The 15929-nt window shown below is 35.9% G+C and carries 13 protein-coding genes and 2 pseudogenes; 4 read left to right on the forward strand and 11 right to left on the reverse strand.

All coding sequences use genetic code 11. The features are described from left to right. Positions 1-460 precede the first annotated feature (460 nt). The 10 genes and pseudogenes from HMPREF3264_RS13160 to ilvD all read right to left on the reverse strand — a co-directional run bounded on the left by HMPREF3264_RS13160 (position 461) and on the right by ilvD (position 11161). A complete protein-coding gene (locus HMPREF3264_RS13160) occupies positions 461-760 on the reverse strand; it encodes a hypothetical protein (protein WP_371106828.1) in 300 nt (99 codons plus the stop codon). Between the two features lie 81 nt (positions 761-841). Next, positions 842-1728 (reverse strand): annotated as a pseudogene (gene ilvA, locus HMPREF3264_RS10730) (threonine ammonia-lyase IlvA); the annotation flags it as partial. A 15-nt stretch (positions 1729-1743) separates the two neighbouring features. Then, entirely contained in the window at positions 1744-2313 is a 570-nt protein-coding gene (gene leuD, locus HMPREF3264_RS10735) for a 3-isopropylmalate dehydratase small subunit (protein WP_070873307.1), read from the reverse strand. After that, positions 2314-3684 (reverse strand): 3-isopropylmalate dehydratase large subunit, encoded by a 1371-nt coding sequence (gene leuC / locus HMPREF3264_RS10740; RefSeq protein WP_070873370.1) that lies wholly within the window; start codon positions 3682-3684, stop codon positions 2314-2316. Between the two features lie 17 nt (positions 3685-3701). Continuing rightward, positions 3702-4745: a 3-isopropylmalate dehydrogenase gene (leuB, locus tag HMPREF3264_RS10745; protein WP_070873308.1), complete on the reverse strand. Its 1044-nt coding sequence runs from the start codon at positions 4743-4745 to the stop codon at positions 3702-3704. Next, complete coding sequence (locus HMPREF3264_RS10750) at positions 4745-6277, reverse strand: 2-isopropylmalate synthase (protein ID WP_070830535.1); 1533 nt, start codon at positions 6275-6277, stop codon at positions 4745-4747. Before HMPREF3264_RS10750 ends, leuB begins: the two co-directional genes overlap by 1 nt. Positions 6278-6303: 26 nt before the next feature. Beyond that, the gene (gene ilvC, locus HMPREF3264_RS10755; RefSeq protein ID WP_002445299.1) at positions 6304-7308 is read right to left on the reverse strand and encodes a ketol-acid reductoisomerase; all 1005 of its coding nucleotides are present in this window, start codon (positions 7306-7308) and stop codon (positions 6304-6306) included. A 127-nt stretch (positions 7309-7435) separates the two neighbouring features. Beyond that, positions 7436-7669 carry an ACT domain-containing protein gene (locus tag HMPREF3264_RS10760; RefSeq protein ID WP_070830533.1) on the reverse strand — a complete coding sequence of 78 codons (234 nt, stop codon included), beginning with the start codon at positions 7667-7669 and terminating at the stop codon, positions 7436-7438. Continuing rightward, positions 7669-9456, reverse strand: a complete 1788-nt coding sequence (gene ilvB, locus HMPREF3264_RS10765; RefSeq protein WP_070873309.1) for a biosynthetic-type acetolactate synthase large subunit — start codon at positions 9454-9456, stop codon at positions 7669-7671. Before ilvB ends, HMPREF3264_RS10760 begins: the two co-directional genes overlap by 1 nt. Positions 9457-9472: 16 nt before the next feature. Further along, positions 9473-11161, reverse strand: coding sequence for a dihydroxy-acid dehydratase (gene ilvD, locus HMPREF3264_RS10770; protein WP_070873310.1), 1689 nt, complete (start codon positions 11159-11161; stop codon positions 9473-9475). Positions 11162-11645: 484 nt separating this feature from the next. Between ilvD and tsaE the strand changes: the two genes are divergently transcribed. From tsaE to tsaD, 4 genes are read left to right on the forward strand one after another with little or no spacing between them, the layout of a single operon-like run. Continuing rightward, a complete protein-coding gene (gene tsaE, locus HMPREF3264_RS10775) occupies positions 11646-12107 on the forward strand; it encodes a tRNA (adenosine(37)-N6)-threonylcarbamoyltransferase complex ATPase subunit type 1 TsaE (RefSeq protein ID WP_176746844.1) in 462 nt (153 codons plus the stop codon). After that, positions 12088-12750, forward strand: coding sequence for a tRNA (adenosine(37)-N6)-threonylcarbamoyltransferase complex dimerization subunit type 1 TsaB (gene tsaB, locus HMPREF3264_RS10780; protein WP_070873312.1), 663 nt, complete (start codon positions 12088-12090; stop codon positions 12748-12750). The genes tsaE and tsaB overlap by 20 nt, the downstream gene beginning before the upstream one ends. Beyond that, complete coding sequence (gene rimI, locus HMPREF3264_RS10785; protein WP_070873313.1) at positions 12723-13184, forward strand: ribosomal protein S18-alanine N-acetyltransferase; 462 nt, start codon at positions 12723-12725, stop codon at positions 13182-13184. Before tsaB ends, rimI begins: the two co-directional genes overlap by 28 nt. Beyond that, the gene (tsaD, locus tag HMPREF3264_RS10790; RefSeq protein ID WP_070873314.1) at positions 13181-14206 is read left to right on the forward strand and encodes a tRNA (adenosine(37)-N6)-threonylcarbamoyltransferase complex transferase subunit TsaD; all 1026 of its coding nucleotides are present in this window, start codon (positions 13181-13183) and stop codon (positions 14204-14206) included. The genes rimI and tsaD overlap by 4 nt, the downstream gene beginning before the upstream one ends. Before the next feature lie 98 nt (positions 14207-14304). Here the strand turns inward: tsaD and HMPREF3264_RS10795 are convergent. Then, positions 14305-15921 (reverse strand): annotated as a pseudogene (locus tag HMPREF3264_RS10795) (MutS family DNA mismatch repair protein). Positions 15922-15929 lie beyond the last annotated feature (8 nt).

Below are 15929 nucleotides of genomic sequence, written 5' to 3' on the forward strand. Positions count from 1 at the left end.
TTATGCCTAAAAATCAATCGGCGCCCCGAAGGTACGTAGTCTATTAGCTATGGAGAAAGAATGATTCTCTGCGAAGAGAAAGCGATTGAAGCTGATGAATTAAGGAAAGAGCGCAACGAGTTTAGTCGAGCTAAATGAGTCAGCGAGAGACGCGAATGAAGAAAGATGCGAACGCTTGACTCAAGCAGAGGAAGCACCTTAGCGACAGATGGTAGCCCGGCTTACGTCCTAAAGAAAAATAAGGATATTAATCCTTAATTTTTCTTACTTAATGGCATAAAGCCATTAAGAACCGCTGAAGCAATTGCCAGGCAAGTCAGAGACCGTAAGGTCTCTTTTTTTATGCCCAATAATAAAATTATAATTACACAATTCATTTCAAATAAAAAACTCGAAAATGATTACCTGCACGTCACAGAATCATTTTCGAGCAATATTAATTAAAGCATATATTATTAGCTTAAATAAGTAAGGAATATAGCATTTTATTTTCATTAATATATATATTAGAAGGATCAAAGTGGTTCACACGTTCTTTTAATTGAATAAGGTCACTATGATGCTTAAGTTGAATACCAATAATGACTGTACCCGTAGTTTGAGATGTTTTCTTCAGATATTCAAATTTAGTAATATCATCTTGCGAACCTAACACGTCATTTACAAACTCTCTTAAAGCACCAGGTCTTTGAGGGAAGTTTAATATAAAATAGTGTTTCATTTCTTCAAATAAAAGTGAGCGCTCTTCTATTTCTTTCATACGATTGATATCATTGTTACCACCACTTACGACACAAACGACTGTTTTACCTTTAATCTGCGTTCTATAATTTTCAAGAGCAGCTACACTTAATGCGCCTGCAGGTTCAGCTACAATAGCTTGCTTAGAATACATATCTAAGATAGTAGAACATACAGCGCCTTCATCTACTTGAACGTAATCATCTACGTTATCTTTAGCAATTTCAAATGTAATATCTCCAACTCTTGCAACTGACGCACCATCTACAAACTTATCTATATGATCTAAAGTAACGACACGTTGATTCACAACGACTGATTCATACATACTACTAGCACAGCAGGTTCCACTCCAATAATTTGAGTATGTGGGGAGTACGCTTTAAAATATGTGCTAATACCTGAAATTAGGCCTCCACCGCCAATAGCAGCGAATAAATAGTCGAATTTCACGCCATCTGCTTTAGATTGTTCAATGATTTCTTTCGCAAGTGTACCTTGGCCAGAAATTGTATAAACATTGTTAAATGGATCAATGAAGTTCATTTCGTGTTCTTTAGTATAAGTGAGCGCTTCCTCTAAACAATGATCAAACGTATCACCAGTTAATACAACTTCGACATTGTCACTACCAAAAAATTGTACTTGGTTGATTTTTTGAAGTGGTGTGGTTACCGGCATGAAAATAACGGCTTTTAAATTTAATTTTTTAGCAGTGTAAGCAACACCTTGTGCATGATTACCTGCACTTGCGCATGTAATGCCTTTATTTTTAGCCTCATCAGATAATACTGAAATTGCATTGTAGGCACCTCTTAACTTGAACGAACGTACCCATTGAAGGTCTTCTCTCTTTAAATAAACCTTGCAATCATACTTTTGGGAAAGGTAGTGATCAAGTTGTAATGGTGTTTCTTTGGCGATATCTTTAAGACGTAAAAAGGCTTCATCGATATCTTGAGTTGAAACGGTCGTTTTTACTGTCATAATATTCCACACCCTTTAAAATGTTTTTTCATATTTTTCTATTAAATCTTCATATTGTAAAGTAATGGCAATATCATCAAGTCCATTTACTAATTTATTCTTCCATGTTTCATCTATTTTAAAGTTAAAAGTTTGTTCAGGAGATGAAACAGTTTGAGTAGGTAAATCAATGGTTACCTCTTCGAATTGAGCTAAATGTTCACGAGCTTCCTTTTCAAGAGCAATAGGTAACATTGCATTCTTAGTACAGTTCATATAAAAAATATCACTAAAACTGCCAGCAATAATAATATTAAAGCCGTAATCTTTTAATGCCCATGCAGCATGTTCACGACTAGAGCCACATCCGAAATTATCTCCTGTAATTAAAATAGATGCCCCTTTGTATTGTGGCTTATTAGGATTAAATTCTGGATTATCTGAGCCATCAGGTAAATAACGCCACTCATCAAAAGCAAATGGGCCAAAGCCTGTCTTTGAGATTCGTTTAAGGTGTACTTTAGGGATTATTTGATCTGTATCAATATTGTCATAGAAAAGGGGGACAACCTTACCTGTATATGTTGTTATAGGTTGAATATCCATTTATACGACCACCTTTCTTACATCTACAAATCTTCCATTAATAGCTGCAGCAGCTGCCATTGCAGGGGAGACAAGATGTGTTCGTGCACCTTTACCTTGGCGTCCTTCAAAGTTTCGATTACTTGTTGAAGCACAGTGAACACCTTCAGGAACTTGGTCAGGATTCATCCCTAAACACATTGAACATCCAGGCTCTCTCCATTCAAATCCAGCTTCTTTAAAAATAACATCGAGACCGAGAGCTTCAGCTTCTTTCTTAACTGTTCTTGAACCAGGAACAACGATAGCAGTGATATTAGGATGAACTTTATTTCCTTTAACGATACGACTTGCTTCTAATAAATCAGATAATCTTGCATTGGTACATGATCCAAGAAAAACATATCCTAATTCAATATCTTCGGCTTTTTGACCAGGTTTGAGGCCCATATAATGATATGCGCGTTCATCGTTTGAATCTTTGATTTTAGGAAATGGACTACTGAAATTAACACCCATTTCAGGATTTGTTCCCCAAGTTACTTGAGGTTCAAGGTTAGAAACATCTAATTCAATGACTTTATCAAAATGTGCATCCTCATCTGAATAAAGTGTTCTCCACCAATCAATAGATTGATTAAAGTTACTTGCATAAGGACGGCCTTTAACATATTCAAATGTAATTTCATCTGGTTGCATCATGCCATACTTTGCTCCGGCTTCAATAGCCATATTACAGATTGTCATACGTGCTTCCATAGACAAACTTTTTATTGTTTCTCCTGTAAATTCAAGGGCATATCCAGTACCAAAATCTACACCATATTGGTTAATTAAATAGAGTATAATATCTTTAGCATAAACACCTGTATGTAATTGGCCATTAATATCTATCTTCAAATTTTTAGGTTTTGTTTGCCATAAAGTTTGAGTTGCAAAGACATGCTCAACTTCACTAGTACCAATACCGAACGCAATTGCACCAAATGCACCATGTGTAGCTGTATGTGAGTCACCGCATACAATTGTTTTACCTGGTTGTGTCAATCCAGTTTCCGGTCCAACCATATGAACAATACCTTGCTCATCAGATCCCATATCAAAGATGTGTACCCCAAAATCTTTAGCATTTTTCTGTAATGTCGTAATTTGTTTATTAGCAATCTCGTCTTTAATATTGAAAATATCAATAGTAGGAACGTTATGGTCTAATGTTGCGAAGGTAAGATCTGGTCTTCTAAGTTTTCGATTTTGAATTCTGAGTCCCTCAAATGCTTGAGGAGAAGTAACTTCATGTATGAGATGCAAATCTATATATAATAATTGAGGTTCACCTTCGTTTCCGTGTAGAACATGTTTATTCCATACTTTATCGAATAGTGTTAGTCCCATCATACTTCTCCTCCCTTTTATGAATATTGATTCTTTAGTAGTTTAAATATATCTGAAGTGTTGCATTGACCACCTAAATCAGCAGTCGTTTTACCAGATTTAATTAAAGCAAAGACATGGTCTTCAAGTTCTTTGGCAGCTTTAGGTTGGTTTAAACTTTCCCTTAAGCAAAGCGCTAATGACAAAATCATGCCAAATGGATTTGCAATGTCCTGATTTGCAATATCTGGCGCAGATCCATGGATGGGTTCATACAAGCGAGTTCCTTGATTACTGAAACTTGCTGAAGGTGATAATCCAAGAGAACCAGGAATCACTGATGCTTCGTCACTTAGAATATCCCCAAATAAATTTTCGGTGACGATGACATCAAATTGCGTAGGTCGAGTGATTAAATGCATACTGCAGGCATCTACTAAAAGATGATTGACTTCTACATCTGGGTAATCTGCTTTAACTTCTTCAACAGTTTGACGCCATAGTTTACTAGAAGATAAAACATTTTCTTTGTCTACAGAAGTTAATTTTTTTCTTCTATTTTGTGCTAAGTCGAAAGCGACTCTTACAATTCTTTCAATTTCCTCACGCGTATAAGTTAAAGAGTCTAAAGCAGAAGTAGCATCATAGTGACTCGGTTCACCAAAATAAATACCACTAGTTAACTCTCTAACAATAACTAAATCAGTTCCTTTGACACGTTCCTCTTTTAAAGGAGAAAGGTGGCTTGTCCCCTCAGTGACAATGGTAGGACGGATATTTGCGTATAAATTTAATGATTTTCTTAATTTCAGTAACCCATGCTCTGGTCGATTGTTTGGATTAGTCCATTTCGGACCGCCTATAGCACCTAATAAGATTGCATCAGCATTTTTACATGCTTCTAATGTTTTATCAGATAGGGGAGTGCCATAGTTGTCTATGGCCGCCCCTCCAAAATGATGTTCTTCAAGTTGATATTCAAAATCATATAGTTCACTAATTAACTTGAGAAGTTCTAAAGTACCATTTAAGATTTCTGGACCAATCCCATCTCCCGGAAGTGCAACGATGTGATAACGCATTATTGAATACCTTCCTTTTCTTGATTTTCAGATACATATTTAGCATGGGCTTCAATATAAGCTTTGCATGATGCTTGTAAAATATCGTGATCGAAACCAATACCATTGACAGATTTTCCTTCGATAATTAAGCTCACATGTACTTCAGCTTGCGCATCTGTACCTTCTGTAACGGAGTCAATTCTATAATCAATGAGCTCTGTTTGACGTTTGAAAATGCGATCAACAGCATTATAAATGGCAACAATTGAACCAGTACCAATACTTGAATCTTGATAAGTTTGTCCGTTGTTATCTTTAATAACTACAACAGCACTTTGTAATCCTTTGGATACATATTGAAGTTGTAAATTCTCGAGTTGATAGATTGCATTTTGTTCATGTTCAGAACCTTGAATAATTGCGTGGATGTCACGATCTGATACTGCTTTCTTCTTATCAGCAACTTCTTTAAATTGCTTGAATAGCGCAATTTGATCTTCAGGACTAATGTCGTATCCTAGTACTTTTAATTTTTCTGCAAAAGCGTGTTTACCAGAAAGTTTACCAAGTGGTAATTCAGTAGTACTGACACCGACTAATTGAGGTGTCATGATTTCATACGTTTCACGATGTTTCAGTACACCATCTTGATGAATACCAGATTCATGACTAAACGCATTTTGTCCTACGATGGCTTTGTTTCTAGGTACTCGTATGCCCGCATAACGTGAAATAAGATCAGATGTTTTTTTCGTTTCACCGAGTTTAATTTGAGATTCTATACCATAATGATCACGTCTGACATATAGTGCTAGCGCTACCTCTTCGAGTGCAGCATTTCCTGCACGCTCACCGATACCATTGACTGTGCCTTCAATACGTCTTGCACCACCTTCAATAGCTGCTAAACTATTTGAAACCGCCATTCCTAAATCATCATGACAATGTGCACTAAATACGATTGGATTATCTGAATGAATGGATTCAGTTAATGTTTTAAAAATTTGACCATATTCAGTAGGATAGCTAAATCCTACTGTGTCTGGGATATTGATGATTGTTGCACCAGCATCCACAGCAGTTTGAACACAATCAATTAAGAACGGAATTTCAGTTCTCGTCGCATCTTCAGGAGAGAATTGTACGACTTCGAAATATTGCTTAGCATATGATACATGTTCTTTGATAGATTCTAATACTTCCGCTTGAGTCATTTTTAATTTATGTTCTAAATGGATAGGTGAGGTAGCTATAAAGACATGAACTTGAGGTTTAGCTGCTAACTTTGTAGCTTCATATACTGCATCTATATCTGCTTTTTTACATCTAGCTAATCCACAAACAGCAGTTGTAGTTAATGCCTTTGCAATCGATTCAACAGATTTGAAACTACCTGTACTTGAAGCGGGGAATCCAGCTTCAATCACATCTACACCCCATTTTTCTAATTGCTTTGCAATTTTTAATCTTTCATCAAATGTAAAGTTGACACCTGGCGTTTGTTCTCCATCTCTAAGTGTTGTATCAAAAATTTGAATATGGTCTTCCATTTTAAAACACCTCTTGAATTTAATAATTATTTTTCAATGCTTTTAGATTTAATAAATGGCATCATTTCACGAAGCTCACGACCCACCGCTTCAATTTCATGACCATGTTGTTGTTCACGTAATTGATAGAATTCTTTAAAGCCATTTTCATTATCTTTAACAAAACGATTAGCAAAGTTACCGTTTTGGATATCTTCTAATACAGTTTTCATGTTGTTTTTAACTTCTGGAGTGATGACACGTGGTCCAGATACATAATCACCAAATTCGGCAGTATTTGAAATAGAATAGCGAACGTTTTCCATACCGCCTTCATACATTAAATCAACGATTAATTTCATTTCATGTAATACTTCGAAGTAAGCTAATTCTTTTTGATAACCAGCTTCTACTAAAGTTTCAAAACCACTTTGAATTAATTTATGGATACCACCACAAAGTACAGCTTGTTCACCGAATAAATCAGTTTCAGTTTCTTCTTTAAATGTTGTTTCAATAACACCAGCACGTGTAGCACCAATACCTTTGGCATAGCTTAAAGCGATATCACGTGCATTTCCAGTAGCATCTTGTTGTACACCAAATAATGAAGGTACTGCACTGCCTTCAACGAATGTACGTCTTACAAGATGGCCTGGTCCTTTAGGAGCTACTAAAAATACATCTACATCAGCAGGAGGTTGAATAACACCAAAATGAATGTTAAAACCGTGGGCGAAAGCTAGGGCATTACCAGCTTCTAAGTTAGGTGCGATTTCATTTTTGTATACGTTACCTTGGATTTCATCTGGTAATAAAACCATAACGACATCTGCTTGTTTTGTAGCTTCACTTACTGGATACACATCGAAACCATCTTTTTTAGCTTTATCGTATGAGTGTCCAGGACGGATACCGATGATGACATCATAGCCACTATCTTTTAAGTTTTGCGCGTGGGCATGTCCTTGTGAGCCATATCCGATTACTGCAATTTTTTTACCTTGTAATGCGTCTTTAGTTACAGATCCATCATAATAAACTTTTGTCATAGTAAATTCCTCCAATTACTTCATATAAATTCGAAATTTTCAAAATATTTATATTGTAAAAATGAGTAAGATGTTAGTTATGTTTAAATATTCAACTTTTTACAACACTAGCGCATCAAATCATTTTTTATATACTTGTAACACTTAATACATTAATTTGTTGTTCTAATTTCTTTAAAAGAATATTGAAAGCAGTGTCATCGTCAATATTGACCTTAAGTTCCATATTGGAAATACCATCTTGTTCTGAGCGTTTAACATGTAATTCATCAATGTTACATTGTAATCTGACAAATGCGCTTGTAATACGATTTAATGTGCTAACTTGATCAGCGACAACGAATTGAATTGTGCGTTTCATTATAATCCCTCCATCTCATTGTTCGATTTACCGCTTGGCACCATCGGAGTAACAGGTTCAACAGGGGAGATACGCACTTCAATCAATGCTGGTCCTTCATGAGCAAATGCTGCGTCAATTTGTGACTCGAGCTTATCAGGTGTATCAATTAAATATCCATTGATGCCATATGCTTCAGCCATTTTCATAAAATCGGGTTGATCATTAAATACGGAATGTGAGAAACGTTGATTAAAGAATTTATCTTGCCATTGTTTAACCATACCTAAAGTACCGTTATTAATTAAAACGATTTTTACATTTAAATGATATTCAGGTAATAACGCCATCTCTTGATTAGTCATTTGGAAACCGCCGTCACCAACAAAGCAAACCACTGTTTTATCTGGTTCAGCGAGTTGTGCACCAATGGCTGAAGGTATGCCAAATCCCATTGTTCCTAAACCACCGCTAGTGACCCATTGTCCATGATTTTTAAATGGATAGAATTGTGCTGCCCACATTTGATGTTGTCCTACGTCTGTAGTAACGATGGCCTCTCCGTGAGTAATCTTTCCAATATATTCAATGGCTTTTTGAGGTTTACTGAACGTAGAATCGTCGTTGTCATATTTAAATGGATGTTTCTGCTTATTGGCTTTACAGTATTGAATCCATTGTTCATGTGGGGCTGTTGAGACATTTTCAGAGAATAAAGCTTCTAAAACGCGTTTACAATCAGCGACAATACCTAAATCTGTATCAATGACCTTATTGATTTCAGAAGGGTCAATATCCACGTGCACAATCTTAGCATTAGGTGCGAATGCATCAGGTTTACTAGCAAGACGGTCATCAAATCTACTACCTAAGTTAATGAGTAAATCACATTCTGTAAGAGCCATATTACTTGCGTATGAGCCGTGCATACCACCCATACCTAGGAATAGGGGATGTTCGTACGGAATAGCTCCTAAACCTAAAAGTGTCGTGACGGTTGGAATTTGGTGTTTAGTGACAAATTCTGTTAATCGTTGATTAGATTTAGAATGATTAATACCTGCACCGGCGAGAATGACAGGTCTTTCTGCTTCTTTAATATAAGAAACTAATGTTTGAATATCTTCAGCTTCTGGCTCGCTCTTTACATCATATCCTGGCAAATTGATTTCATTGGATAGTCCCACGTTAGTTGATAAAATCCCCATATCTTTTGGGAAATCGATCACTACTGGACCTTTTCTTCCTGAATTGGCCACATGAAAGGCTTCATGTACGATTCTAGGTATATCTTCAACATTTTTGACTTGATAATTTTGCTTAGTAATCGGGGTAGTCATTGAAAGTAGATCAGCTTCTTGGAACGCATCTTTACCAATTCCAGGTGTCGCAACTTGACCAGTAAAGACTACTAATGGTAACGAGTCACTATGAGCATCAGTGATACCTGTAATAGCATTCGTAGCTCCAGGACCACTGGTTACTACAACAACACCCGTCTTACCTGAAACACGTGCATATCCTTCAGCAGCATGCGTCGCACCTTGTTCGTGTCTAGCTAAAATATGTTTAATTTGACCATCATAGAATGTATCATACAGCGGTAACACTGCACCGCCTGGATAACCGAAAATGAAATCCACATCTTCGTGTTGTAATGCTTCGACCAAAAGTTTAGAACCACTTCGCATTTGATTCACTGTTTGCGATTTTAAATATTCAGGTTCTGTAGATTTAGCAACTTTTAAAGTGTCAGTTGCATCTGTGTCTAATGTAGTAAATGAGGGACTTTCTTTTTGATTAGACATTTTTATCATCTCCAATTTAAATAAGGTTTTCTGGGACTTGCATAATTCCACCTGTGTTAGCACTTGTAACTAACGCAGTGTATCTTGCAAGGTAACCTGTTTTAACTTTAGCTTTAAACGGTTTGAGTGCTTCACGACGACGATAGAGTTCTTCTTGTGGTTGATCGACATCTAGCTTTCTATTTATTAAATCTATCGTGATTTCGTCTCCATCTTTGATTAAGCCGATTGGACCTCCAGAAGCGGCTTCTGGAGAAATATGTCCAACTGCAATACCTCTCGTTGCACCAGAAAATCTACCATCAGTAATAAGCGCCACATCTTTACCTAATCCTCTTCCAACAATTGATGAAGTAGGGGCTAACATTTCTGGCATACCAGGGCCGCCTTTAGGACCTTCGTATCTAATGACAACCACATGGCCTGCACGGACAGTATGATTATCAATAGCTTCAACGGCTTCATCATGTGAATTAAAACAAATTGCTTTACCTTTAAATACTTTAATAGAAGGATCTACACCGCCTACTTTAATCACTGCACCTTTAGGCGCTATATTACCAAAGAGAATTGAAAGGCCACCTTGATGATCATAAGGTTGTTCTAGAGGATGAATGACATCGAAATTTTTAATTTCTTTACCTTCATTGTTCTCTCTTAACGTTTTACCAGTTACTGTTAACCGATCAGGATGTAATGTACCATCTTTCTTCATTAATTCATTGATAATGGCTGGTACACCACCAGCTTGGTGTACATCATGCATAGAATATGATGAGCTAGGCGCAATTTTTGATAAGTAAGGTGTTTTTTTAGCAATTTCATTAATACGTTCTAAGTCATAATCCACACCAGCTTCATTGGCGATTGCTAAAGTATGTAACACTGTATTTGTTGAACCACCCATGGCCATATCTAATGCGAAGGCATCATCAATCGCTTCACGCGTCACGATGTCTCTTGGTTTGATATCGTTTTTAATATTTTCAACTAAACGAAAGGCTGCTTGACGAATCATTTCACGGCGTTGATCACTCACTGCTAAAGCAGTACCGTTATATGGAAGGGCAAGTCCTAAAACTTCCATTAAACAATTCATTGAATTTGCGGTGAACATCCCTGCACAGGAACCACAAGTAGGGCAAGCGTTCTGTTCCATATCTAGAAACTCTTCTTTAGAAATTGAACCTTCTTTGAAAGCACCAACCGCCTCAAACATTGATGATAAAGTGAGAGCCTTACCTTGAGCAGATAATCCTGCTTTCATAGGGCCACCTGAACAAAAGATTGCAGGTACATTTGTACGCACAGCTGCTAGTATCATGCCAGGCGTTATTTTGTCGCAATTTGGAATATAAAATACGCCATCGAACCAGTGGGCATTAATCACAGTTTCGGCTGCATCTGCAATAATTTCTCTAGAAGGTAACGAGTACCTCATTCCGATGTGTCCCATCGCGATGCCGTCATCTACACCAATCGTGTTAAATTCGAATGGGATAGCACCTGCTTCACGAATTGCTTCTTTAGCAATATCAGCAAGTTCTCTAAGATGAACATGCCCTGGCACAATATCTATGTAGGAATTGCAAATTGCCACAAAAGGTTTATTCATATCTGTAGGTTGATGAAGTGCGCCCGTAGCGTGTAAAAGACTTCTTGCTGGAGCTTGGTGATCTCCTTTTTTGATCATGTCGCTTCGCATTTTTGATTCCCCCGTATTTGTATTAAGAAAATAAAAAAACGCCCCAATGATTATTGGGACGTTTGTAAGTCCCATTCAACTAGAAATAGGACTTAAACATTTAGTAGGTCATGCTAACTAAAGTTCGAGTCCTTACGAGTATAATAAAATGATAATAGCATTTGTAGTTGTCGGTTGATTGAGCGTAGTATGATAAGTCATTTTATTATACTCCTTTCGATGAATGGTTAATTATTCTTAATAGTTTGAATTGTTTTAAAATTTGATAAACCCAATTTACTACATGAGGTGAATCGTGTCAATAATAATTTAGAATTTTCTAACAATTTATTTTTGATTACGACTTAGAATTTTCACAAAGAAATTTACAATAAAATTTGTTACAATAAATGAGTTAACAATGGACGTATTAATAATAAATGAGAGATACAAAATTAAAGATAAAAGATTACAAAACATATCATCAAAAATAGGAGAATGAATGTTGATTACGATACACAATTTGGATGAGATGAAACAATTTGCTGAATTTCTAGTTAAAAATGTAAAAGTTGGAGATATCATTTTATTAAATGGAGACTTAGGTGCAGGTAAAACGACATTAACTCAATTTATTGGGAAAGCACTAGGTGTTAAACGAACAATTAATTCACCAACGTTTAATATTATAAAATCGTATAAAGGTGATGAATTAAAGTTACACCATATGGATTGTTACCGCTTAGAAGACCAAGAAGAAGACTTAGGCTTTGATGAATATTTTGAAGATCAAGCAATTACTGTTATAGAGTGGAGTCAATTTATCAAAGATTTACTGCCACCACAACATCTTATCATTAATATTAAAGTCAAAAATGAAAATGAACGTGTGTTAACAATTGAATCTCATGGAGACCATTACGACATGATGAAGGAGGTGTTGGTAAATGAATTATCTACTCATTGATACATCTAATCAGCCCCTATCAGTAGCATTAATGCAGGATAATCAAGTCATCGCGGAGAAGACGACCAACATTAAACAAAATCATTCAGTTCAATTGATGCCTGAAATTCAAAAATTATTTGAACAATCTCAGATCGATAAACAAGATATTACGGATATTGTTGTGGCAGAAGGACCGGGCTCTTATACAGGTTTAAGAATTGGTGTAACTGTAGCTAAAACACTTGCTTATGCGTTACAAACACGATTATATGGTGTGTCTTCATTAAAAGCACTTGCTGCTACTGTTAAAGATGATGATAGGTTATTGGTTCCTATTTTCGATGCGCGTAGAGAAGCAGTGTATACAGGTGTTTATCGGAATGTTGATGAAAAGCTTGAAACGGTCATTGAAGATGGCTATTTACCAATAAGTGAACTTAAAGATAAACTTCACGCATTGAATCAAGATTATGTATATGTAGGATTCAATATTGAAAACATTGCGCACCTATTAGATAGTGAAGTTATTGAGAATTTACCAAGTGCAGCAGTCATGAAATCGCTCATTCAAGAACCTGAAGATATTCATACATTTGCACCTAAATATCATAAATTATCAGAGGCGGAACGAAATTGGTTAAACCAACAGAAGAACAATTAAATATTAGGAAAATGAGCGTAAAAGATGTACCTCAAGTCTTTGATATAGAACGGGAAAGTTTCAATGACAGTTCATGGACAATTGATGCGTTTTATCATGAGATTGAACACAATCAATTTGCGAATTATTTCGTGATTGAATATGACGATAAGATTATAGGTTACCTAGGTTTATGGATTGTGATTGATCAAGCACAAATTACTACTGTTGCGATTAAAGAGCAATTTAGAGGATATGGACTAGGGCAGTTATTATTAAAATATGTTAAAAACTATGCTAGCCATACGTGTGAAGTGATGAGCTTAGAAGTGCGTTTAGATAACGAAGTCGCACAACATGTATATAAAAATTTAGGTTTTCAATATGGTGGAAAAAGAAAAAATTATTACGGTGAAGGTGAGGATGCGTTAGTGATGTGGGTGAACTTAAAATGACTCAACAAACATTAATTCTAGCAATAGAAACAAGCTGCGATGAAACTAGTGTAAGTGTGATTAAGAATGGTACTGAAATACTTTCTAATACAGTACTGAGCCAAATTGATAGTCATAAACGATTCGGTGGCGTCGTTCCTGAAGTTGCAAGTCGACACCATGTTGAAGGCATGACAGCGACAATTGAAGAATCGCTAACAACAGCCAATATGACTATGGAAGACATTGACGCGGTTGCTGTAACGCAAGGTCCAGGCTTAATCGGGGCATTACTGATAGGAATTAACGCAGCGAAAGCGCTCGCGTTTGCTTATGATAAGCCTATTATTCCTGTACACCATATCGCTGGACACATTTATGCCAATCATTTAGAACAGCCACTTACATTTCCTTTAATGGCGCTTATCGTTTCTGGCGGACATACAGAATTAGTTTATATGAAAGATCATTTAAACTTTGAAGTTATAGGTGAAACAAGAGATGATGCGGTCGGTGAAGCATACGATAAGGTAGCACGTACAATCGATTTACCTTATCCAGGCGGTCCACAAATCGATCAGCTAGCTGCGAAAGGTAAGGATGCATATAACTTTCCTAGGGTTTGGTTGGAAAAGGACAGCTATGACTTTAGCTTTAGCGGACTTAAAAGTGCTGTTATTAATAAATTGCATAATCTACGCCAAAAAAATGAAGAAATCGTAGCCGAAAATGTTGCGACGAGTTTTCAAAATAGTGTAGTTGAAGTATTAACGTATAAAGCGATGCATGCATGTAAATCATATGGTGTTCAACGTCTTATCGTTGCTGGTGGAGTAGCGAGCAATAAGGGGTTAAGAGCCTCACTTAAAACTGCATGTGAGAATGAGGGGATTACGCTTACGATTCCTAGTCCATCTTTATGTACAGATAATGCGGCTATGATTGGTTCAGCTGGACATTATTTATATCAAGCAGGCTTACGTGGCGATTTGTCGCTTAACGGTGAAAATAATATCGATATCGAAGATTTTTCAATTGAATAAGTAAATGAGAAAGCTCCATTTAACGTATAACATGAAACTGTAGTCATACGTTGAATGGAGCTTTTAATATAGATAGAAAGTTTATTAGGATAATGTAGTTATTCTTTAACTTGTTCTTTAGCGCGTTCATAAATAGCATTAGGAAATTGTGTGATTCTAAGTAATTCAATGGCATTACGCGTATTGGCTTTGCCGGGTTTAATTTTATAATCAAAGTAAATTTCATTATTGTTAATAGATTCATTGAAGTGATAATTGTGGTAATCCCTTTCCAATAATGACGATAATTCAATGTCATGTGTCGCAGCTACAACTTGATAGTTAGGTAATGCATTCAAATAGCTGAGTACAGATTCTGAAGCAGCAATACGCTCTGTCGTATTTGTACCTTTAAAAATTTCATCTATGAAACAGTAAATTGTACCTTGTGTATCAATATTAAATAGGCGTCTGATGGACTTCAATTCAGCCATAAAGTAACTATCGCCTGACAATACGTCATCAGCATTGGCCATAGAAGTGTAAACATAGCCAGGTTTGCATTTAAACATATTAGCTGTTGCAGTTCGAAGGGATTGCGACATTATGATATTTAACGCTACGGCTTTCATAAATGTTGATTTCCCTGAAGCATTGGAACCAGTGAGCAGTATGTGATTGTCGAGATTTAAATCATTAGGTACCGCTACATCTTCGTCAATTAATGGATGTATTAAATTTTGAAAATGCACACCATCAACTGACTCATCTATAACTGGTTCACAGTAATAAGATAATGTACGTCTATACATGGCAAGAGAATAGTGATTATCAAGCGTACTTATATAGTCATAACATTTCATTACTTCATCCTGATATTTGAAATAACTATGTTGAATAAGATGAAACAGTACGTAATCAATCATAAAAATTAATTTTACAAAGAGAATTGAACTGGTTACAAAATCAGGTGATTCTATCTTAGCTAGAAATCCACTAAACCTACGAGACGTCTTAAAATGATTAAAATTAACATCTAGTTCAGGTGTGCCCTCTAATTTACTCAATGCAAGACATTGCTTGATGACATTCGCAGTATAGAAGATCGACTTTAAGTCTTGATCATAGGTCTTCTTAAGATTCATCGATAACGTTACATTTAAGATTAAAGCACCGATGAATAAAAACAGGCCTGACCCAGGTGAAATAAACATTATCGGCAAAGTAACGATAGGTAATAATGGACAAAACATTTATAAATTATTTCGAGAAATAGGACTTAATTGGTCTGGAAATAACGGATAAACATTTTTTCCTATTTTAGAAAGTATGTAAGATACATTTAAACGGAATGATTTATCATCATTGTAGCGTTGTATGAGTGATTGATCCTCTATTTTAAACATACCTCTTAAAGTGGCATATAATTTCATTTCTCCTATAGCAGTAAAATTAAAGTTGATTTTATGAAATAATGCGCTCAAATTTAAATCGGACCAAGTTTTATCATCGATAAGTGGATGTTTCTTTTCAAATTCGTCTTTATACGTTTGATACTGAGCATCAAATCGTGAGTTAGGACGTATAAACGATTCTAATTTTGATTTATTATCCCAAAGTGTATTAATTTTAGTGATAAGTTTGCGTCTTTCTATTATAGATACAACTATATTTACGATTGCTACAAGTAAAATAAATATGAGAATGATTAGTGCTAAAGTTAAGTTGTTAGTCATAGAATTCT

Origin of the sequence: Staphylococcus sp. HMSC62A08 (assembly GCF_001839105.1) — a bacterium.
GTDB classification, from domain to species: domain Bacteria; phylum Bacillota; class Bacilli; order Staphylococcales; family Staphylococcaceae; genus Staphylococcus; species Staphylococcus caprae.

Bases quoted from the DNA above. Each gene is read 5' to 3' on its own strand.
- HMPREF3264_RS13160 (WP_371106828.1), bottom strand. From the start codon at position 760: ATGAAAGAAATAGAAGAGCGCTCACTTTTATTTGAAGAAATGAAACAC.
- leuD (WP_070873307.1), bottom strand. From the start codon at position 2,313: ATGGATATTCAACCTATAACAACATATACAGGTAAGGTTGTCCCCCTT.
- leuC (WP_070873370.1), bottom strand. From the start codon at position 3,684: ATGGGACTAACACTATTCGATAAAGTATGGAATAAACATGTTCTACAC.
- leuB (WP_070873308.1), bottom strand. From the start codon at position 4,745: ATGCGTTATCACATCGTTGCACTTCCGGGAGATGGGATTGGTCCAGAA.
- HMPREF3264_RS10750 (WP_070830535.1), bottom strand. From the start codon at position 6,277: ATGGAAGACCATATTCAAATTTTTGATACAACACTTAGAGATGGAGAA.
- ilvC (WP_002445299.1), bottom strand. From the start codon at position 7,308: ATGACAAAAGTTTATTATGATGGATCTGTAACTAAAGACGCATTACAA.
- HMPREF3264_RS10760 (WP_070830533.1), bottom strand. From the start codon at position 7,669: ATGAAACGCACAATTCAATTCGTTGTCGCTGATCAAGTTAGCACATTA.
- ilvB (WP_070873309.1), bottom strand. From the start codon at position 9,456: ATGTCTAATCAAAAAGAAAGTCCCTCATTTACTACATTAGACACAGAT.
- ilvD (WP_070873310.1), bottom strand. From the start codon at position 11,161: ATGCGAAGCGACATGATCAAAAAAGGAGATCACCAAGCTCCAGCAAGA.
- tsaB (WP_070873312.1), top strand. From the start codon at position 12,088: ATGAATTATCTACTCATTGATACATCTAATCAGCCCCTATCAGTAGCA.
- tsaD (WP_070873314.1), top strand. From the start codon at position 13,181: ATGACTCAACAAACATTAATTCTAGCAATAGAAACAAGCTGCGATGAA.